The sequence below is a fragment of the Vibrio fortis genome (genome assembly GCF_024347475.1).
GTDB lineage: Bacteria > Pseudomonadota > Gammaproteobacteria > Enterobacterales > Vibrionaceae > Vibrio > Vibrio fortis.
In genome coordinates, this window is record NZ_AP025487.1 from 242136 (window position 1) to 261815 (window position 19680).

Below are 19680 nucleotides of genomic sequence, written 5' to 3' on the forward strand. Positions count from 1 at the left end.
TATGAAAATTTGCCATCTATCAACCGTACACCAACCAAATGATGTTCGCATATTTAAAAAGGAGTGTATAAGCTTATCAAACGCTGGGCATGATATATCATTTGTTGTTCCCCACGAAAAAAGTGAAGTTCAACAAAGTATAGAAATTATTTCAATCCCTAGCAGTATGTCTAAGGCTTCCCGATTATTGGTTCAACCTTTTAGGTTGTTGATGAAAGCACTGTCGGTAAAACCTGATGTTTTTCATTTCCATGACTTTGAACTATGGCCTATTGGATTGATTTTACGAGTTCTTGGCTACAAAGTGATTGCGGACGTTCATGAAGATGTACCAGCACAATTACGACAAAGAGAATGGATCCCTAAGCTTATAAAACCCAGTCTTTCTTTCATATCATCACTTATTGAAAATAACTTTAGCCGATTTATGACAGGTGTGATAGTCGCTGATACTACTCTTGCAAAGCGATTTTCCAAATATAATCGTAATGTAGTAACTATATGTAATTACCCTATTTTGTATCCTCTACCAGAAGCAAAAAGTAATAATGGCACGTTCAGAGTTCTAAGTGTAGGTGGGGTGTTTAATGAGAGGTGTGCTGACCTAGTTATTGGTGCTTCTCGACACTTGAGTGATGTGTCATTCTTAATTGGCGGAGGTGTCGGTGGTCAGTATAGCGACTTAAGCTGGCAGAGCGAAAACTGTCACTACTTAGGTAAGCTAAGCTTTGAGGAGGTTCAACAAGAATATAGTCAAGCGGATGTGATTGTAGTGATGTTTAGTGATGCTCCAAATCATCAAGATATCAAGTCAAATCGATTTTTTGAATCAATGTACGCTAAAAAGCCGGTTTTGGTTTCAGCTTTACCGCAATGGAAGGAGTTTATTCGAAAGTATCAATGTGGAGTTGCGGTTAGTTTAGACAGCTCAATGGATTTAGCAAATGCAATTACTCATTTGAAAGAGAACCCTTCTTTATGCGAAGAAATGAGTGAAAATGGCCAGAAAGCTGTTCTCAAAGCTTATAGTTGGACTTCGGAAGAAGCCAAACTCATTAAGTTTTATAGGGAACTGCAGTAGAGCAGTAAGTGAAGAAATATGAACATATTACTAATAAACCACTATGCTGGTAGCCCAAAGATGGGAATGGAGTTTCGCCCTTACTATATGTCAAAAAGTGTGGCTAAACTCAATCACAAAATGTATGTACTTGGTGCTGATCAGTCTCATTTAAGGAAGTTACAGCCAAAGGTTGGCTATGAAACTTTTGATGACGTCGAATATCTGTGGCTTGCTTCCAAAAGTTATGATGGGAACGGTCTAGGTCGAGTAATTAATATATTTTCATTTCTTCGACAGGCGGTAAAGCAAGCTAATTCAATCCTCGAATGGTCTAAACCCGATGTTATCGTTGCCTCTTCAACTTATCCTCTAGATAACTATTTGGCACATTACCTCGCAAAAAAGTGTGGGGCTAGGGTCGTTTACGAAGTGCATGATCTTTGGCCACTCTCACCAATGGAGATTGGCAACATTTCGAAATGGCACCCGTTTATGATGCTGTTACAGTGCGCCGAAAACTATGGCTATAGAAATGCTGATAAAGTAATTTCGATGTTGCCTAACACTCTTGAACATATGAAATCCCATGGGCTAGATGAATCAAAATATCACTATGTTCCAAATGGCATTTATCTAGAAGGTTCTGATTGTGAACGTGTTACTTTACCGAATGAGCATCGCACTCTGTTAAAAGATCTACAAACTCAAGAAAAGTTAATTGTGGGCTATGCCGGTGGGCATGCCAAATCAAACGCATTACACAAGCTAATAGCGGCAGCTAAAAGGCTGCCTAATTTGAACTTTGTATTGGTAGGTAATGGTTCTGAAAAACAAACGTTGATCGCTATGGCCAAAGATCTAGATAACGTCCATTTTTTACCTTCGATCGATAAGTCCTCTGTTCCTTTGTTTCTAGAGCAGTGCAATATTTTGACTTTGGTTTGGAATGATTCACCGCTTTATCGCTTTGGTGTTAGTCCGAATAAAGTCTTTGATTATATGCTTGCAAAAAAGCCTATAGTTCAAGCTTTAGACACCACCTATGAGCCAGTTAGTAAAGCGAACGCTGGCTTAACAGTGGCAAGTGATGACACCACTACATTAGTCGAGGCATTTAATGCAATGGTGGAAATGCCGGAAGAAAATCGTGCTCTTTTAGGGTTAAATGGCTATAAATACGTGGTGGATAACCATTGTTATAGTAAACTTGCGAAAGAATTTATTGAAGCGTGTGAAAAGTAATGACATTTATCCCTTATTCTCGCCCTGTACTTGAAGAAGAAGAAATTCAAGAGGTCGTAGAGACTCTCCGCTCTGGTTGGTTAACCACAGGCCCCAAAGTTGCTCAATTTGAGAAAGATTTTAGTACATTTGTTGGAAGCGAGTATGCATTGGCTGTTAACTCGGCGACAGCGGGTCTGCACCTCGCATTAGAAGCGCTAGGGGTTGGATACGGAGATAAGGTCATTACCACGGTTCATACATTTACCGCGACTGCCGAAGTGATCCGTTACTTGGGTGCAGAGCCTGTCTTTGTCGATATCGAGCCTGATAGCTACAACATTTCACCTTCTTTAGTAGAAAAGGCATTACTTGAACATACTGACGTTAAAGTAATTATACCAGTCCATTATGCAGGTCAATCTGCGAATATGACAGAATTAATGTCCCTAGCGAAAAGATTTGACGTTAAAGTTTTAGAAGACGCAGCACACGCTCTACCTTGTACTCATAAAGGACAATTAATTGGGACAATTGCAGATGTAACAGTATTTAGCTTTTATGCGAATAAAACAATTACCACTGGCGAAGGTGGAATGGTCACGACCAATGACGAAGCGCTTGCTAAACGTATTAAAACGATGAGACTACATGGGATCAACCGTGATGTTTTTGACCGTTTTACGAGTAATAAGCCTAATTGGCATTATGAAATTGTCGCACCTGGGTATAAATATAACATGATGGATATGTGTGGTGCTCTAGGAATCCATCAGCTTAAAAAAGCAAAACGTTTCCAACAAGCTAGAGCTTCGATTGCTGAGCGCTATAATGCTGCTTTTGTGGATTTACCTATTATTACCCCTTATCAAGTCGAAGATTCTGATCTTCACTCTTGGCATATCTACTCGATTCAACTTGAGTTGGACAAGCTCTCAATTTCTCGCAATGAATTTATTGAAAAGATGAGTGAGTATGGAGTTGGCACTTCAGTTCATTATATCCCTTTACACCGCATGCCTTATTGGAAGGAAGCTTATGGGTTGAAGGATGAAAACTTTCCCATTTCTTCAAAAGTATCAGACCAACATTTAAGTTTACCTAACTTTGCCTCGATGTCTGTCGAGGAAGTTGAACGTGTCATTGATGTGGTTACTCGACTTGTTGTGGAGACTCAAATTCATGTTTAAGCGTTTGTTTGATATTGCTAGTTGCGTGTGTGGATTGCTCTTGCTTTGGCCTGTGCTACTAGCGGTCGCTATTTGGATTAAAAAAGATAGCGATGGGCCAGTTTTCTTTAAGCAAACTAGAGTCGGACGCCATGGGAAAAACTTCTCAATCTTGAAGTTTAGAACTATGGTTGTAGATGCCGAGGCGAAAGGCTTGAAGGTTACTGTAGGGGCAGACCCTCGAGTTACTAGCAGTGGTCGCTTTTTGCGTCGTTCAAAATTGGATGAGCTACCTCAACTTATCAATGTGGTATTAGGCGACATGAGTGTTGTGGGACCTCGACCAGAAGTGCCTGAGTATATGAACGAATACGAAAAATCGGTGAGAGATAAAATCTTATCTGTTCGTCCAGGTATTACAGATAAAGCCTCAATAGAGTATACCAATGAAGCAGAAATATTAGCTGATGCTCATGACCCTAGAGTGGCTTATATCAATGAAGTAATGCCAGAAAAAGCAAAGTACTATATCGATTATGTTGATAATCAATCACTTTTTTTAGATGTAGCTATCATTTTTAAAACGCTTAAAAAGATTGTGTCATAAGGGATATATGTTTTTAATAAGTCGTATTTGGAACGCTCCTAGACCAATAAAACGTTTGATTAGTGTTACTTTTGATATCGTTTTTATTTCTATTGCATACTGGGGTGCTTATTGGACTCGGTTGGGAGAGAAAGAGAAGTTCATTGTAGATGAAGGATACCAAACTGCGTTTCTTCTTACTCTCTTCGTTACTCTATTGATATTTATTCAAATCGGGCTCTATCGCGCAATACTACGCTACATGAATGTGCAAGCTATGCTATCGATATTCATTAGTGCGGCTTTGTCAGCAGTGTTTGTTGTTTTTTTCTCTTACTTTACACATGCAGCAGTACCACGTTCTATTCCCATAATCTATGGCGCTTATTTGATTATCCTATGTGGTGGTGCTCGATTAGTTGCGCGTGCAATGATTAATCGTACTGGCTCCAAACAAAAGAACAATGTGATTATCTATGGTGCTGGCTCCGCAGGCCGACAGCTTGCGAATATTCTTTATCAAGGTAAAGAATATCATCCAGTATGCTTTATTGATGATAACCGAAAGCATCATAAAAGCTCAGTAAACGGTATGATGATTTATCGTCGAAAGTACCTAGAAAGACAAATTAAGAAGCATAACGTTAAGAAAATTCTATTGGCAATGCCAAGTGCTACGCGTTCACAGAGAAAAGAAATTGTTGAGTCATTGATTTCTTTTCAAGTTGAGGTTCTTTCGATACCTAACTTGAATGATATTGTAAACGGTGGGGCCGAAATTGATCAGTTGCAAGATGTAGCGATTGAGGATCTTCTTGGACGTGATCCTGTGGCACCACAGCAATCGTTAATGAATGCAAATATAAAAGGCAAAGTAGTCATGGTGACTGGCGCAGGAGGCTCTATTGGATCTGAGCTTTGTCGTCAGATAGTTAGGAGTCAACCTAAAAAACTAGTGCTTTTTGAGTTGTCTGAATTTGCTTTGTATCAAATTGATCGCGAGCTCAATCTATACCTCGAATCCGAGGACTATATTGTTGAGATCGTACCTTTATTGGGCTCTGTTCAACGAATCAATCGACTATCAACGGTTATGAAAGCCTTTAGCGTTGATACCGTGTATCACGCTGCAGCATACAAACATGTACCTTTGGTTGAATACAATGTGGTAGAGGGTGTAAGGAACAATGTTTTTGGGACTTACTATACGGCTAATGCTGCTATTGAAGCAGGTGTGGAGTCCTTTGTTCTTATTTCTACTGACAAAGCTGTCCGTCCTACTAATATTATGGGTACGACTAAACGTATGGCTGAACTGGCACTGCAGGCTCTTGCTGAGCAAGAAGCAAAGAAAGAACACGGAACGCGCTTTTGTATGGTACGTTTTGGTAACGTACTTGGTTCTTCAGGCTCTGTTATCCCATTGTTTAAAAAACAAATTGAAAAAGGTGGACCAGTAACAATCACACATCCTGAAATTACTCGATACTTTATGACCATCCCAGAAGCCGCGCAGTTGGTCATTCAAGCAGGAGCAATGGGAAAAGGAGGAGATGTGTTCGTTCTGGATATGGGAGAGTCAGTTAAAATTATGGATCTCGCCTATAATCTAATTCATTTATCTGGCCGTGAAGTCAAGAATGACGAGAACCCGCATGGAGATATCGAAATCAAATGCACAGGGTTACGCCCTGGTGAGAAGCTTTATGAAGAATTGTTGATTGGTGATAATGTAAAAGCTACAGAACATGAGCGCATTATGGCAGCTAACGAAACCTTTTTATCGATACAAAAGTATAAAGAACTAATAGAAAAATTAGATCGAGCTTGCCATGATTTTAAACACAATGAGATTCGAGAAATTTTATTAGATGCTCCAACAGGGTTTAAACCAACTGATGGGATTGGAGATTTGGTTTGGAACGCAAAAACTTTGGAGTAGAAGGCGGTAAACTGTCTGACCTAGCTCCAACTATGCTTTCTCTAGTAGGTCTAGAAATCCCATCAGAAATGACGGGTGAAGTTCTGGTTAAATAGCTTTCGAGTTATTGAACAGCACGCAAAATACTGAGAGCCCGCGCCTTGTTGTGCGGGCTTTTTTTTAGATGCGAGAGGCGGGTAAACGAGATACGAAGAGCAAAAAGCAGAAGCGTGATTCGAGTGAGCGAGATGAGAGGTGCTGAAGAGCTGATTTGATATGCGAGAAACTAGAGGTGAAGATATTACGCAAAGAGAGCTGCAACATATTTTATCATCTCGAATCTCGTTACTCTCATCTGCTCTAGACCGTTGAGGAACGAAATGTCTGGAATCTCTCTTTTAGGTTTTAGTTCATCGCAATTAGATACCTTATCCTGCTAGTACCTCACTGTAGGGAATGATGTGTGACTATTTGTTGGCTTTATCTAGAATTGAGCGTTCAAAATCGAGCAGCCACTCCTTTCGGCTCATTCCGCCGGTGTAGCCGGTTAATGTGCCATTGGCACCAATCACTTGATGGCAGGGCACGACGATGCTAAATGGGTTCTTACCGTTTGCACCACCAACAGCGCGTACAGCCTTGGGATTGTTCATTCGCTGCTGATGGTTTCGCCGTAAGGAATGGTCGTCAGTGCTTGCCAAGCGGCTTTCTGAAAGTCAGTGCCTTTGATGGCTTTCAATGGAAGGTCGAATTCGATACGAGTCTCTGCGAAGTATTCATCTAGCTGCATCATTGCTAGTTGGCAAAGTTCATCAGGGTTATTAGTAATGACTTCATCATGATTAATATGGTCGATCTCAATAATCATCTCGCCATCGCTAACAATGATCATCTTGCCAATCGGCGCGTTGTAGAACGATTTATAACTGCTCGCTGTCATACTTATTTCCCTTAACTAAATGATTGTGCGCATAAGATTCCCTACTACGCTCGTCCCTCGCTATAGGGAATGACGAGGTTGAAGTAGAGTGCTACTTGGGGGCTCATATTTGCGCTTTCGCTCTTGAAATTCCTTCGCATCTCGATACCCGAAACTCGTATCTGCTCTTAAACATCCCGTTTACTCGCATCTCGTATCTGCCTTTAGCCTCAACGCATAACAATACCCAGCAACACCACCAACAATATTCCCTAGTGCCAAGCCAATAAACAGACCTTCAATGCCATCAAGTAGGCTACCGATCCAAGCGAAAGGCAGCGTGAATAGGAACAGGCGCATAAAGCTCCATTGAAAGGCTTTCAGTGGTTTGTGCATTGCGTTCATACCACTAATCAGCATCATCACTATGCCTTGGAAACCATAGCTAAAGGGTACGACGAGTAAGTAGTGCCACAAGATGTCGCGTACCGATTCTTCTTGAGAGAAAAGAGCAGCTAGAGGAATGCTGAGAGGTACCATCATTAAGAAGATGAGCCCTTGAAACAACACTGCAAATCGCATGCTTAGGAACAGGGCTTTAAAACTACGCTGTGGATTGTTAGCACCGAAGTTCTGCGCCATGAAAGGGGTAAGGGCAGAGGTGAGAGACATCAATACAATGATCAATATTGATTCAATACGCTGCGCAGCGCCATAAGCCGCCACAGCCTCAGTACCTTGCTTGGCGAGCATTATCATAATGATCGCGCCTGCCAACGGGTTTAGCGCGTTGGATAGTGCGGCTGGCGTACCAATGGTGAGGATCTGCTTCCAATCGTTGAGTATATCTTTTGGCTTAGGCAAGGCTAAAAGCTTCTCGCGCTTGATAAGCACATAGAGCGAGCCACATAGTGCACCAAACCAACTAAAACCACTGGCTATTGCAGCGCCTTGAATGCCCAGTTCTGGGAAAGGTCCATATCCGAATATCAATAGTGGATCGAGCACACCATTGATAAGCCCTGCCAGCATCATAATCTTGGCTGGGGTCTTGGTATCGCCACTGGCTCGAATCGCGCTGTTTCCTGCCATTGGAATCACGAGCAATGGGATCGCGAGATACCACACCAACATGTATTCAGATATCAGTGGCAGTAGCTCCGGCTCTGCGCCAAGAGCGCTAAATAAAGGCTCTAATGTAAAGATACCGAGCATTGAAGCACTTATGACAAGAATTACGGCCAGAAGTAGACCATGCGCGGTAAAGCGTGCGGCATTCTCGGAGCAGCCTTTTCCAAGTAGGCGGCCAATACTGGTAGAAAGGCCAACACCGATTCCCATGGTGATGCAGTTAATGGCAAAGGTAATAGGGAAGGTGAAGCTCACGGCCGCGAGTGCCTGTGTACCAAGCAGTGAGATAAAGAAGGTATCAACGAGGTTGAACATCAAGATCGCTACCATACCGAAGATGGTCGGTATGGTCATGGTTCGCAATGTCTCTGCTATGGGAGCAGTCAAAAGCCCGTGCTTATCTCGCATGTACAACGCCGTAAAAACTAAAAGCGTAGGATAAACAGATGTGGCTCGGAAAGAAAGAAAAGCTAAGAGCAGATGAGAGATTGGAAAGAGCAGATACGAGTAAACGGGATTCGAGATGCGAAGAGCTTGATGGGCAGAGCCGAGTATACGTGAGTCGGGATACGAAACGCCTTTTGCTCTTCGCTACTCGTTTACTCGAACTCCGTCACTGCTCTTTTTCTTTTCGCTACTCGTTCACTCTCATCCCGCACCTGCCCTTTTAGATCACAAATTTTTCCTCTCACCCCTTGGGATCTTTCACTTCGCCCCAACATACTCTGTAACCCCATGCCAATCGTGGCAACTATCAAATTAAATGGAAATTATCAGGAGATAAGACCGATGAATATCCGTCCTCTACACGACCGAGTTATCGTTGAGCGCCAAGAAGTTGAATCTAAATCTGCTGGTGGCATCGTTCTAACTGGTTCTGCCGCTGAAAAATCAACGCGCGGTGTAATTCTAGCTGTTGGCAAAGGCCGCATCCTAGAGAATGGTTCAGTACAACCATTGGACGTAAAAGTTGGCGATACTGTTATCTTTGCTGAAGGCTACGGCACTAAAACAGAAAAGATCGATGGCAAAGAAGTTCTGATCATGTCTGAAAACGACATCATGGCGATCGTTGAGTAATCCGACCCATAAACCTGAACTGATTGAATAAAGAATTTAAAGGAAATAAAGATGGCTGCTAAAGACGTTAAATTTGGTAACGACGCACGAGTTAAAATGCTAGAAGGTGTAAACGTTCTGGCTGACGCAGTAAAAGTAACGCTAGGCCCTAAAGGTCGTAACGTTGTTCTAGACAAATCATTTGGCGCACCAACTATCACTAAAGATGGTGTTTCTGTTGCACGTGAAATCGAGCTTGAAGACAAGTTCCAAAACATGGGCGCACAAATGGTTAAAGAAGTGGCTTCACAAGCGAACGATGCTGCGGGTGACGGTACAACTACGGCAACTGTTCTTGCTCAAGCTATCGTAAACGAAGGCCTAAAAGCCGTTGCTGCTGGCATGAACCCAATGGATCTTAAGCGCGGCATCGACAAAGCTGTTGTTGCAGCCGTTGAAGAGCTAAAAGCACTTTCAGTTCCATGTGCAGATACTAAAGCTATCGCACAAGTAGGTACTATCTCTGCAAACTCTGACGCGACAGTAGGTAACATCATTGCTGAAGCGATGGAAAAAGTAGGTCGTGATGGCGTTATCACTGTTGAAGAAGGTCAAGCACTGCAAGACGAGCTAGACGTAGTAGAAGGTATGCAGTTCGACCGCGGTTACCTATCTCCTTACTTCATCAACAACCAAGAAGCAGGCTCTGTTGATCTAGAAAGCCCATTCATCCTTCTTATCGACAAGAAAGTTTCAAACATCCGTGAACTTCTTCCGACTCTAGAAGCGGTTGCTAAGGCATCTCGTCCACTTCTAATCATCGCTGAAGATGTAGAAGGCGAAGCGCTTGCAACTCTAGTTGTGAACAACATGCGCGGTATCGTGAAAGTTGCTGCCGTTAAAGCTCCTGGTTTCGGTGACCGTCGTAAGGCAATGCTACAAGACATCGCTATCCTAACTGGCGGCACGGTTATCTCTGAAGAGATCGGTCTAGACCTAGAGAAAGTAACGCTAGAAGACCTAGGTCAAGCTAAGCGTGTAACTATCACTAAAGAAAACTCAACCATCATCGATGGCGCGGGTGAAGAAGCAATGATCCAAGGTCGTGTGGCTCAAATCCGTCAACAAATCGAAGATGCAACTTCAGACTACGACAAAGAAAAACTACAAGAGCGCGTTGCTAAGCTAGCAGGCGGTGTTGCAGTAATCAAAGTTGGTGCTGCGACTGAAGTTGAAATGAAAGAGAAGAAAGACCGCGTAGAAGACGCACTTCACGCAACTCGCGCTGCAGTTGAAGAAGGTGTGGTTGCTGGTGGTGGTGTTGCACTTATCCGCGTTGCTTCTAAAGTTGCTGGCCTTGAAGGCGACAACGAAGAGCAAAACGTTGGTATCCGCGTTGCACTACGTGCAATGGAAGCGCCAATCCGTCAAATCACGAAGAACGCAGGTGATGAAGAGTCAGTTGTTGCGAACAACGTGAAAGGCGGCGAAGGTTCTTACGGCTACAACGCAGCTACAGGTGAGTACGGCGACATGATCGCAATGGGTATCCTAGATCCAACTAAGGTAACTCGCAGCGCACTACAATTCGCTGCATCAGTTGCTGGTCTAATGATCACAACAGAAGCGATGGTAACAGACCTACCACAAAAAGATGCTCCAGCAATGCCTGACATGGGTGGCATGGGCGGTATGGGTGGCATGGGCGGTATGATGTAATCCCCCTCGCTATTCATAGTGAAATTGAAAACGGAGACTTCGGTCTCCGTTTTTTTATGTCCTGACATCGTCATTCCCTATAGCGAGGCACGAGCGTAGTAGGGAATCTTGTTCTTAATTTATTCGCCACTCGCATCTTCCCTTCTACCTGCTCTATACTCAAAAAGACAGTTATGACATTGATTTAACATGGATGACTGTTAGATAAAGGACAATAATGAATTAACCGATTGATTGTTATTCAATAAATCAATTGATAATAAGTCAGTGGAGACTCCCCAATGAAAAAACTACTTTCTGTACTAGCAGTATCTGCAGCAGTTATGGCGCCAGCAGCATTTGCTTCTTCGCCAGTCATGTTCTCAACCATCAATGGATTTAACGCGCCGGATTCGGATGCGGTGGGTGGTGTACGTGTTGCGCTATTACATGGTCAAGTGAATGAGCTGAAAGGTTTGGATCTTGCGGTAATCGGTATGTCTGAAACTCAAAAAACGACTGGTGTGAACCTAGGCTTCTTTGGTGCTTCTAAGGTAAACCAAGAGATGACAGGTGCATCACTGGGCTTCTTTAACTGGAATGAAGGCCAAACTACGGGTGTTAACTTAGGCGCTGTGAATATCACCAACAATGTAAAAGGCGCAAACGTGAGTTTTGTTAACTACTCGAAGGGCGACACTATGGTTGATGTTGGTGCAGCAAACTTATCTGAAGTGTCGACAGTTCAGGTTGGTATCTTCAACAAAACCAACAAGATTGAAGGTGTGCAAGTGGGCCTAATTAACTGTGCAGATAACGGTTTCTTCCCTTGCTTCCCAATCGTTAACTTCGCGAAATAAAGACGAAGTTCAATAGGATTATTATGCACACCTAACCAAATCCGTTAGGTGTTCTTTACTCGCTTTCTTGTCATTCCGCCTACCACCTTATCAATAAGCAACCAGTTTTGTACTTTTGTGTGTTTATCACTAGACGACAATAAACAATCCGGTACAATGTGCGGCAAAATAAACACAACCTATTCTTGCTTTGATTAACGACCAATCTCTCGATTTTAAAAAGGCCTTGTTGGGTCTCACCGCTTCATTCTTATTAGTATTGAGCTTATTACTTGTTGATTCAGCGGAAGAATCAGATGCCCTATATTGGATTGAAAATCAAAGGGTGAGTCAGTCTCTGGAAGAGCTCACACAGATCATTAATGCGTTGGAGTACAACATCACGGCTTTGTATCCGTTGCATGGTGATACCTACGCTTTCTCCCATACGAGAAAAATTGATGATGAAACGTGTTATTTCTCTAGTGAAGAGCCATCACAGCCGCGCTTTGACTTTATGTTCTCCGGCCCTCTTGAGATGTGTGATCCGAACTCACAGCTGAATATGGAAGCGAGCAAGCGCTTGTTCATTGCTCCAACCATGGCTTACTTTGCGAATACCATTGATACTATCTCGGCGATTTACTTTATCTCCAAAGAGAAGTTCATCATCTCTTCCCCGTCAGATTTTGCCAGCTATATTCAGGGCGATACCTTTGATTCTGTTGTGAATAGCCGACCGTATTGGATTAATACGATCCGTTTTGGGCTGACGCAACAAAAAGACCGTGTGGTGTATACCGGACAATACGATGATTACCTCACAGGGAAGAAAGTGGTCACGCTCACTAAAGGCATCTATGTTGATGGCGAGTTTAAAGGGGTGCTGGGTGTCGATGGTTACGTCTCTAATTTGGTCTCCAACCCTCAACATGGCTATGAGATATCAAGCACGCTTGGTGTGAACAAGTACGGCTTTATGGATTTCACCCACTCGCACCCTCTGTATGTCGATGGGCTCCATAGCCAGTTATATCTTAATATCGAAGAGAAGAAGCGTGAGCACATACTGCATGTCTTGGAGATGGATAGACTGCAACTCTCTCTATTATTGGGGCTATTTGTTGTTTCCGTTATCGGTGTGTGGCGCATTTACACTAAGCAGGAGCACCAACGCTTGAGCGAGCTTGCGATGAGAGATCCAATGACAGGTTTACTCAACCGCCGTGGCTTTGAGGCTCGACTGATGGCGCAAGATGAAGAGCCGATCATTGGTATTGGGGTGTTTGATATCGATGACTTTAAAGCGGTGAACGACAAGTATGGGCACAAGGTGGGTGACGAGGTGATCTGCCATGTGGCACACCTTATGACCAGCAGTGTTCGTCAGCGAGACATTGTTGCACGCTTCGGTGGTGAAGAGTTTGTCGTGGCAATTACCGGAGAATCTTCGGAGCTGCTGACATCGATCTTCGAGCGCATTCTGAATGATATTAGTCTGCAAGGTTACCGCTGCAGTGATGGCGACCGAATCAGTGTGTCGGTGTCGGGTGGGGCAACGCTCTATTCACTTTATAAGTTCGATAGCTTGGCGCACTTATGGCAAAACCAGAGTATTCGAGCGTCTGATGAACAGCTTTATCAAGCCAAGATTTCTGGTAAGAACCAAGTCTGTATTCAGGTTTTCTAAGCAAGGCTAAGAACAAAGCAACTGATACAACAAAGCCCAATGATCACTCATTGGGCTTTGTGTTTATGAAGCGAGCTTAAGATTTATTGATGCGGCCTTTGCGCATCCACTTCTGGTGTACACCGCGTCGCAAGCTTTTAAAGCTGTTTTCTACCTTGTCCACGCCTAACAAGATTACGATGGCTAAAACAGTGATGATCACTGATTGGCTAAGATGACCAAGTGCAATCATCATCCCTAGTGCCGCCAATACCCAGATAATCGCAGCCGAGGTGACGCCATGAATCTTGCCGTCTAGCGTCATCATCACTCCAGCACCTAAAAAGCCGACGCCAGTAATGATTTGACCTAAAACACGCGCTTGATCGAGTGTATTTGGCGACAGGCTTATCGCCATAGTCAGGAAGAAATAGGTACCGCTGATGATCAAAATCGAGGTGCGAATTCCAACCGGTTTACCGCGCGTTTGACGCTCAATACCGATTAAAGAACCGCACAACATGCACACAGCCAGAGCTGCCCAACTGAAAGGGGCAAGGTTGAGAAATTGTTCGATGGTTTGTGGCATATCACCCCTCCTAAAAATTTAGAATAGAGCCGAGTATGCTGATAATAGACCGGACGATCGAACAAAAAGTTTTTGTCTAGACGATTAATCTACACAGATTGATGACTAACAACCGCTGGTGGTCAGTTCAAAGGTTGGTTGAGCGGTTGATGTGGCTTCGTTGTATTCAAGGTAACAATTGTCACCCTGTTTTTTACGGCTTGATGGTGCGTAAATAATAATGCCATCGGTAGCACTTACGTTAGTGAAGAACCAATCTGCGTTACCCGTGTCCCATTCAGCATCGAGGAACGTTGATTCGATTAGCTGTGACCAAGCTTCATCGTTCATAGCGGCTGGGTAGCCATAGGCTAAAAGGATAGAATCACCTTCAATGCTAATAGAAGCGCTGACAGCTTGTTCGATACCCAATGCTGCAGCCTTTCCATGCACCATGGCACTCGCACCTTCCATGCCACCACGAAGCCCATTCAATGTTGAGATACGGGCATCAGTCTGTAGATTTAAGAACTTGTTCGCCGCTGTCACCGAAATAATACCTAAGATGACAATCACCACCACCAGTTCAATGATGGTAAAACCTTGATTGCGTTTGGTGCTGTTCGAATACATCTTCATTTCGGTAACGTCTTATTCTAAGTGGAGGTCAAGTGGTGTTTTGCTGCTGCGGCCGCCTATCTCTCGGGTGAGTTTAGGTACAAGGTACCCTGAAACTTCCGCCATCAAGCCTTGCATGTGCTGTTTGGCTTCTTCATCTGAGATATAGAAATGGGCCGCGCCCTGTACCTTATCAAGTACGTGCATATAGTAGGGTAAAACCCCAGCATCGAATAGACTTTCGCTTAGATTTTTCAAAGAGTTAACACAATTGTTTACGCCTTTCAGCATCACCCCTTGGTTAAGCAGGATTACGCCACTTTGTCTTAGCTTTGATAACGCGAGTTTTAACTCATCGCTGATCTCATTGGCGTGATTAATATGGTTCACTAGCACTACATTAAGGCGAGTCGAACTTAGTATTTGGCATAGCTCGTCAGTGATGCGCGCTGGGATCACCACGGGAAGGCGACTGTGGATACGAACCGTTTTGATGTGTGGGATAGATTCAATCGCGTTAATTAGCCATTGCAATTCACTGTCTTTGGCCATCAACGGGTCACCACCGGAAAGCAGTACTTCATTGATCTCTGGATGTTGAGCTACATAATCGAGACTTGTTTGCCAAACAGATTTGGAGCCTTTGTTGTCTTGATAAGGGAAGTGGCGACGGAAGCAGTAACGACAGTTCACCGCGCAGCCGCCTTTTACAATCATCAAAGCGCGGTTTTTATACTTATGCAGCAGCCCTGGAATGGCGTTGTCTTGTTCTTCTAGCGGATCAGCAGAGTAGCCTTCATGCACTTCAAACTCTTCACTTAGCGGTAAAACCTGACGTAATAACGGGTCATGTGGGTTGCCTTTTTCCATTCGCTCGACAAAGCTTAACGGTACGCGCAGCGCAAATAGGTTGCGTGCGGCAAAGCCTGCTTGCCATGGTGTTGGGTCTATTTCCAATGCTTCAAGGAGTTTTGTCGGGTCTGAGATCGCATTCGATAGCTGTTTGAGCCAGTTTTGCTCAACAGATTCGACTTTTCGGGTTATGATATGCGGCATTGAAATCAACTCAAAGATGTGTAAGAGGAAATCATGGCGTCAGTAAGCACCAATGAATTCAAAGGCGGTTTAAAATTCATGATGGATAACGAGCCTTGCTCAATTATCGAAAATGAATACGTTAAGCCAGGTAAAGGCCAAGCGTTTAACCGTGTTAAACTTCGTAAACTGCTGTCAGGCAAAGTGTTAGAGAAAACATTCAAGTCAGGCGATACAGTAGAACTAGCAGACGTTGTAGACGTTGATCTAGGTTACCTGTACTCAGATGGCGAGTTTTTCCACTTCATGAACAACGAGACATTCGAGCAAATCGCTGCAGATGCGAAAGCAGTTGGCGAAACAGCTAAATGGCTAGTTGAAAACGACGTATGTACTCTAACGTTGTGGAATGATAACCCTATCACAGTAACTCCGCCAAACTTTGTTGAAATCGAAGTTACGGATACCGATCCTGGCCTGAAGGGTGATACTCAAGGTACTGGTGGTAAACCAGCAACTCTAGCAACAGGTGCGGTAGTTCGCGTACCTCTATTCATCGCTATTGGTGAAGTTGTTAAAGTAGATACTCGTACTGGCGAATACGTTGGTCGTGTGAAGTAATTTACTTCAACTGTTTGATGAAAGGTCGCTTAGGCGGCCTTTTTTATTGCCTGCTGTTTTCCCCTCGCCGATTCTGGCTTACACCAAAAGTGACCCCTTTCGCATAATTAGATTAAATCTGTATTATTCGTAAAAATCTTATAAATCTGATGAATCTTTCGATTATTCCTAAATGTAACAATTTGATACATTAGTCCCTGTTGTCAGTGAGTTGTATATCACTTTGATTTTTATCGATTTAACTCAATGACAATCCAATAAGGAGAATAAAATGGAAAGCAGAGGCTTAGGACAGGGTTTGAAAGTAGAAGAGAGACGTCAGCTCCTACATAAAGGACTCAAAGCAGCAGTATTTGGTGTTCCACTGCTCGCGTTAGGCTTAACAATTAATAGCTCAGTGCTGATGACCGATGCCGGTTACAGCTACGTGCACCAAAATAACATTACCGGTGAACTTGATGTGTTCACAGAACCTGGCATTCACTTTCGCATGCCATTTCTGTCTAAAATCACCAAGTATGACCAAGTCATCACCGTGTCGTTTGGTAACAGCAAAGGGGAAGATTTCTATCAGAGGCTAGATCCGGTACAGGTACGTTTTGCTGATACCTATATCGGGCAGATCCCAGTAACGTTCCGCTTTAAGCTGAGCAACGATCCGCAAGCTGTGGAAAAGATGCATAAAGAGTTTCGTAACAACAGTAACTTGATTGATGCCTTGCTGGTGAAGAACGCGCGTAACGTGACTGTGATTACCGCAACTCAATACACGGGTGAAGAGTTCTTCCAAGGTGGTTTGAACCAGTTTAAGTCTAAACTCGGTGATCAACTGCGTGAAGGTATCTACCTAACCGAGCGTCGCCAAGTAGAAGTGGAAGAGTTAGAGCTAGCACCTGTCGGGGCAAATCAGTCGAACTCGAACCAACTACAACGAACGAATCAGTTAGTGTGGAAGACGGTTCCTGTCGTAGACAATACTGGTCAGCCAATTCGTCAGGATAATCCGCTGCAACAATATGGTATTCAAGTAACGCAGGTGACAATTGGTGATCCGCAGCCAGAGAAGCAGCTTGATCAGCTATTGGCGGACAAGAAGCGCTTAGTTGCAGATCGTATTCGAGCGATTCAAGAGCAGGAGACGTCAAAAGCACAGGCTGAGACAGAGCAGTTACGTAAAGAGATTCAGCGTACTCGTGAAGTGCAAGATGCTCAACGAAGCAAAGAGCTCGCTATCATCGCCCAGCAAAAAGAGGTTGAAGTTGCACGTCAAATCGCTGAACGTGAAATCGTAGAAGTTGAAAAGACTAAGCGACTGGCTGAGGTTGAGAAAGAGAAGGAGCTCGCGACTGCAGAAGCGAACCTGGCGATTCAAAAAGCCAATGCTTTATCTGCAGAGTTTGAAGCGAAAGCGATTCTTGAAAAAGGTCGAGCAGAAGCAGAAGTATTGAAAGCGAAGTATGCTGCACTTGGTGCCAACCGTGAGGTGTACCTCGCTGAGCTCAACCGCGATGTGGCGAACTCGCTGTACAATAATCTGCAAAACTTCCAAGTTCAGATGCCGCAAAACTACATCGGTGGCGGTGAAGAGACTGGCTTGAAAACCAACCTTGATGTGATTACAGGCTTCGGCGCATTAGGCTTAATGGACCAGACCAAGAAGGTCACACAGCAATAAGATCATCGGTGGTCAAAAGCTATAATGGCTCGATGATTCAAAAAACAAAGAGGCTGATACCTAGATATCAGCCTCTTTTTCTTGATTCGAACATTATAAAAATACGTGACTCTCATCTATCGAATGACGTTGTTGTTCTATTTCTTATTCACTAAGAACTTTGCTTTTAGATACTCATTGAGAGGGGCAAAAGCAGGGTTTGCCCACGAGATAAACATATCACTCGGATTGCTATCGAGAGTACCTGATCCGACTTGACCAGTAGCTTTGAATTTACTGCCTTTTGAGCCAATTAATTCACCGCCACCCTCGCTGATTGCAGGGTTAACTTTGTATTCGTACATCAGCCCAAGTAGCGCGCCAGGGTTCATGTTAACGCCACTGATCGCATGAATGTCATCAATCTTGCCATTTGGTGCAGGATCTTCGCCATCCTCTGTTGCGCACGGTGTATTTGTACCCAATGCTCGTTCAGCTGCGATAGTGGATAGTTGCCCATTGCCATACGGGCACTCATCGAAGTGAAGTGCTTCTACGTTGATGAGGTTAGCTGCAGCACCTTGAGCGACAAGTAATTGTTTGAAACCTAAATAAGCGGCATCTAAACCTTGGCCAAGGGAGTTGTTCTGGTTTTCATCGACGTAGTAGTCAAACAGCTGCATCAGTTTTTGGTATGTGGTTGCACGTTGTGTTTCGTCGACATTTTCAATGTTGGTGTAAACCAGCTCAACACCATCCGCGATTTTCTTGTCTTGGCTGAGAGTTACAACAAATTGTACTTCTGTACTATCTTCATTTTCTTCACTGGGTTCCGTTTCCATAACACCTATCACCAGTGTTTTTTGATTCAGTTGCTGCTTAACTTCTTCATTAGCCCAGTTGCTAAAGTTTGTTGCTTGAGTGATGACACGCTGGTGTTGCTCATCCGTAATCGTTGAGCCAACTTTGAGCACATAAATGCCTTTCTCAAATGCACAATTAGGGACATCCACTGCAGTAGAGCAGTTTTCAATTGATGAAAATACCTTAACGGTCGTTGTTGTAGGGGGCGTATTGCTGTCTGATGAGCTATTACAGCCTGCGAGAGCAAGAGGTAAGAGTGCTAAGAGTAACTGTTTCATGATATCTGCTTCTGGAATTAATTGGTGGTGTTTAATAGCTCTGGTTTATCTATTGATAAAGATATCATTTGGTGAGTTTTCGAGGTGTAAGGCCGCGTAAGTAATGTAAGCGAAAAGGATAGATTCGAGTAAGCGAGATACGGGATTCGAAGAGCTTGAAGAGCAGATTAGAGTATAGGAGATGCGGGATATGAAGAGCAGGTGAGAGTAACGGGGTACGAAGCAGATGCGAGTAAACGAGATAAAGGGTTCGAAGAACGGAACAGAACCAGAGATAAGATATTCAATAAAGAATAAAAAAGCAGAACAAGATACCCCTGTTCTGCTTTTAGTCTTTTCGCTCTTAAGCTTTTCGCATCTCGATTACTCGAAACCCGCATCTGCTCTTAAATCATAAACACAAAGATCACAGCCAATGCGCTGATTAAGCCTGCGAATGCGTAGCATGCAACCTTACCTACAACACCTGTGTGGAACTTAAGGTCGTGCATGCCGTGGTGAACACGGTGCATTGCGTGCCACATAGGTAGAGCTAGTGTGCCAATCACAAATAGACCACCAATGATGCTGGTAGCGAAGCCAGACACACGCTCGTAGCTCATCGCTTCTGCGTCGATAATGCCCATTGGCACTAAGATGCCTAATACCAGAATCGTGATTGGGGTGATCATCGCAAACCACGTGCCGCCAGCGCCAAATAGGCCCCACCAGATTGGCTCGTCAGAACGTTTAGGAGCACGATTTACTTTGTAACTTGGGTTCATAAT

The 19680-nt window shown here is 43.8% G+C and carries 17 protein-coding genes and 1 pseudogene; 11 read left to right on the forward strand and 7 right to left on the reverse strand.

All coding sequences use genetic code 11. The annotated features are described in order from the left end of the window. The first annotated feature begins 1 nt into the window (after window position 1). Genes OCV50_RS01105 through OCV50_RS01125 form a run of 5 tightly spaced genes read left to right on the forward strand, consistent with a single transcriptional unit; the run spans window position 2 to window position 5981 of the window. The gene (locus tag OCV50_RS01105; protein ID WP_261903499.1) at window positions 2-1081 is read left to right on the forward strand and encodes a glycosyltransferase family 4 protein; all 1080 of its coding nucleotides are present in this window, start codon (window positions 2-4) and stop codon (window positions 1079-1081) included. A gap of 18 nt (window positions 1082-1099) precedes the next feature. After that, window positions 1100-2305 (forward strand): glycosyltransferase family 4 protein, encoded by a 1206-nt coding sequence (locus tag OCV50_RS01110; RefSeq protein WP_261903500.1) that lies wholly within the window; start codon window positions 1100-1102, stop codon window positions 2303-2305. Next, window positions 2305-3474 carry a DegT/DnrJ/EryC1/StrS family aminotransferase gene (locus tag OCV50_RS01115; protein ID WP_261903501.1) on the forward strand — a complete coding sequence of 390 codons (1170 nt, stop codon included), beginning with the start codon at window positions 2305-2307 and terminating at the stop codon, window positions 3472-3474. Before OCV50_RS01110 ends, OCV50_RS01115 begins: the two co-directional genes overlap by 1 nt. Beyond that, window positions 3467-4060, forward strand: coding sequence for a sugar transferase (locus OCV50_RS01120; protein WP_261903502.1), 594 nt, complete (start codon window positions 3467-3469; stop codon window positions 4058-4060). The genes OCV50_RS01115 and OCV50_RS01120 overlap by 8 nt, the downstream gene beginning before the upstream one ends. A 7-nt stretch (window positions 4061-4067) precedes the next feature. Continuing rightward, window positions 4068-5981, forward strand: a complete 1914-nt coding sequence (locus tag OCV50_RS01125) for a polysaccharide biosynthesis protein (protein ID WP_261903503.1) — start codon at window positions 4068-4070, stop codon at window positions 5979-5981. Window positions 5982-6427: 446 nt separating this feature from the next. Here OCV50_RS01125 and OCV50_RS01130 read toward each other — a convergent pair. Continuing rightward, window positions 6428-6900 (reverse strand): annotated as a pseudogene (locus OCV50_RS01130) (methylated-DNA--[protein]-cysteine S-methyltransferase). 180 nt (window positions 6901-7080) lie between these two features. Continuing rightward, window positions 7081-8418: an MATE family efflux transporter gene (locus OCV50_RS01135; protein ID WP_261903504.1), complete on the reverse strand. Its 1338-nt coding sequence runs from the start codon at window positions 8416-8418 to the stop codon at window positions 7081-7083. Between the two features lie 381 nt (window positions 8419-8799). Between OCV50_RS01135 and OCV50_RS01140 the strand changes: the two genes are divergently transcribed. The 4 genes from OCV50_RS01140 (at window position 8800) to OCV50_RS01155 (ending at window position 13296) form a co-directional block, all read left to right on the forward strand. Beyond that, the gene (locus tag OCV50_RS01140) at window positions 8800-9090 is read left to right on the forward strand and encodes a co-chaperone GroES (protein WP_032551221.1); all 291 of its coding nucleotides are present in this window, start codon (window positions 8800-8802) and stop codon (window positions 9088-9090) included. Between the two features lie 51 nt (window positions 9091-9141). Beyond that, the gene (groL, locus tag OCV50_RS01145; protein WP_032551222.1) at window positions 9142-10788 is read left to right on the forward strand and encodes a chaperonin GroEL; all 1647 of its coding nucleotides are present in this window, start codon (window positions 9142-9144) and stop codon (window positions 10786-10788) included. Window positions 10789-11069: 281 nt separating this feature from the next. Beyond that, window positions 11070-11627, forward strand: coding sequence for a VC2662 family protein (locus tag OCV50_RS01150; RefSeq protein WP_261903505.1), 558 nt, complete (start codon window positions 11070-11072; stop codon window positions 11625-11627). Window positions 11628-11886: 259 nt separating this feature from the next. Continuing rightward, the gene (locus OCV50_RS01155) at window positions 11887-13296 is read left to right on the forward strand and encodes a sensor domain-containing diguanylate cyclase (protein WP_390905139.1); all 1410 of its coding nucleotides are present in this window, start codon (window positions 11887-11889) and stop codon (window positions 13294-13296) included. 76 nt (window positions 13297-13372) lie between these two features. Here OCV50_RS01155 and OCV50_RS01160 read toward each other — a convergent pair whose 3' ends face one another. From OCV50_RS01160 to epmB, 3 genes are all read right to left on the reverse strand, one after another. Beyond that, window positions 13373-13864 (reverse strand): MgtC/SapB family protein, encoded by a 492-nt coding sequence (locus tag OCV50_RS01160; RefSeq protein WP_261903507.1) that lies wholly within the window; start codon window positions 13862-13864, stop codon window positions 13373-13375. Between the two features lie 105 nt (window positions 13865-13969). Continuing rightward, on the reverse strand, window positions 13970-14482 hold the full coding sequence (locus OCV50_RS01165; protein ID WP_261903508.1) for a prepilin-type N-terminal cleavage/methylation domain-containing protein: 513 nt from the start codon (window positions 14480-14482) through the stop codon (window positions 13970-13972). Window positions 14483-14494: 12 nt separating this feature from the next. Then, window positions 14495-15517, reverse strand: a complete 1023-nt coding sequence (epmB, locus tag OCV50_RS01170; RefSeq protein WP_261903509.1) for an EF-P beta-lysylation protein EpmB — start codon at window positions 15515-15517, stop codon at window positions 14495-14497. 33 nt (window positions 15518-15550) lie between these two features. On the opposite strand from epmB, the gene efp reads away from it, so the two are divergent. Both efp and OCV50_RS01180 read left to right on the forward strand, forming a co-directional pair. Beyond that, window positions 15551-16117, forward strand: coding sequence for an elongation factor P (gene efp, locus OCV50_RS01175; RefSeq protein WP_032551233.1), 567 nt, complete (start codon window positions 15551-15553; stop codon window positions 16115-16117). A gap of 271 nt (window positions 16118-16388) precedes the next feature. Beyond that, window positions 16389-17792, forward strand: coding sequence for an SPFH domain-containing protein (locus OCV50_RS01180; protein WP_239842298.1), 1404 nt, complete (start codon window positions 16389-16391; stop codon window positions 17790-17792). A gap of 137 nt (window positions 17793-17929) precedes the next feature. On the opposite strand, the gene OCV50_RS01185 is transcribed toward OCV50_RS01180, so the two are convergent. Together OCV50_RS01185 and frdD are read right to left on the reverse strand one after the other, a co-directional pair. Further along, window positions 17930-18913, reverse strand: coding sequence for a histidine ammonia-lyase (locus OCV50_RS01185; RefSeq protein WP_261903510.1), 984 nt, complete (start codon window positions 18911-18913; stop codon window positions 17930-17932). Between the two features lie 386 nt (window positions 18914-19299). Then, window positions 19300-19677 carry a fumarate reductase subunit FrdD gene (gene frdD, locus OCV50_RS01190; protein ID WP_150872923.1) on the reverse strand — a complete coding sequence of 126 codons (378 nt, stop codon included), beginning with the start codon at window positions 19675-19677 and terminating at the stop codon, window positions 19300-19302. Window positions 19678-19680: the final 3 nt, after the last annotated feature.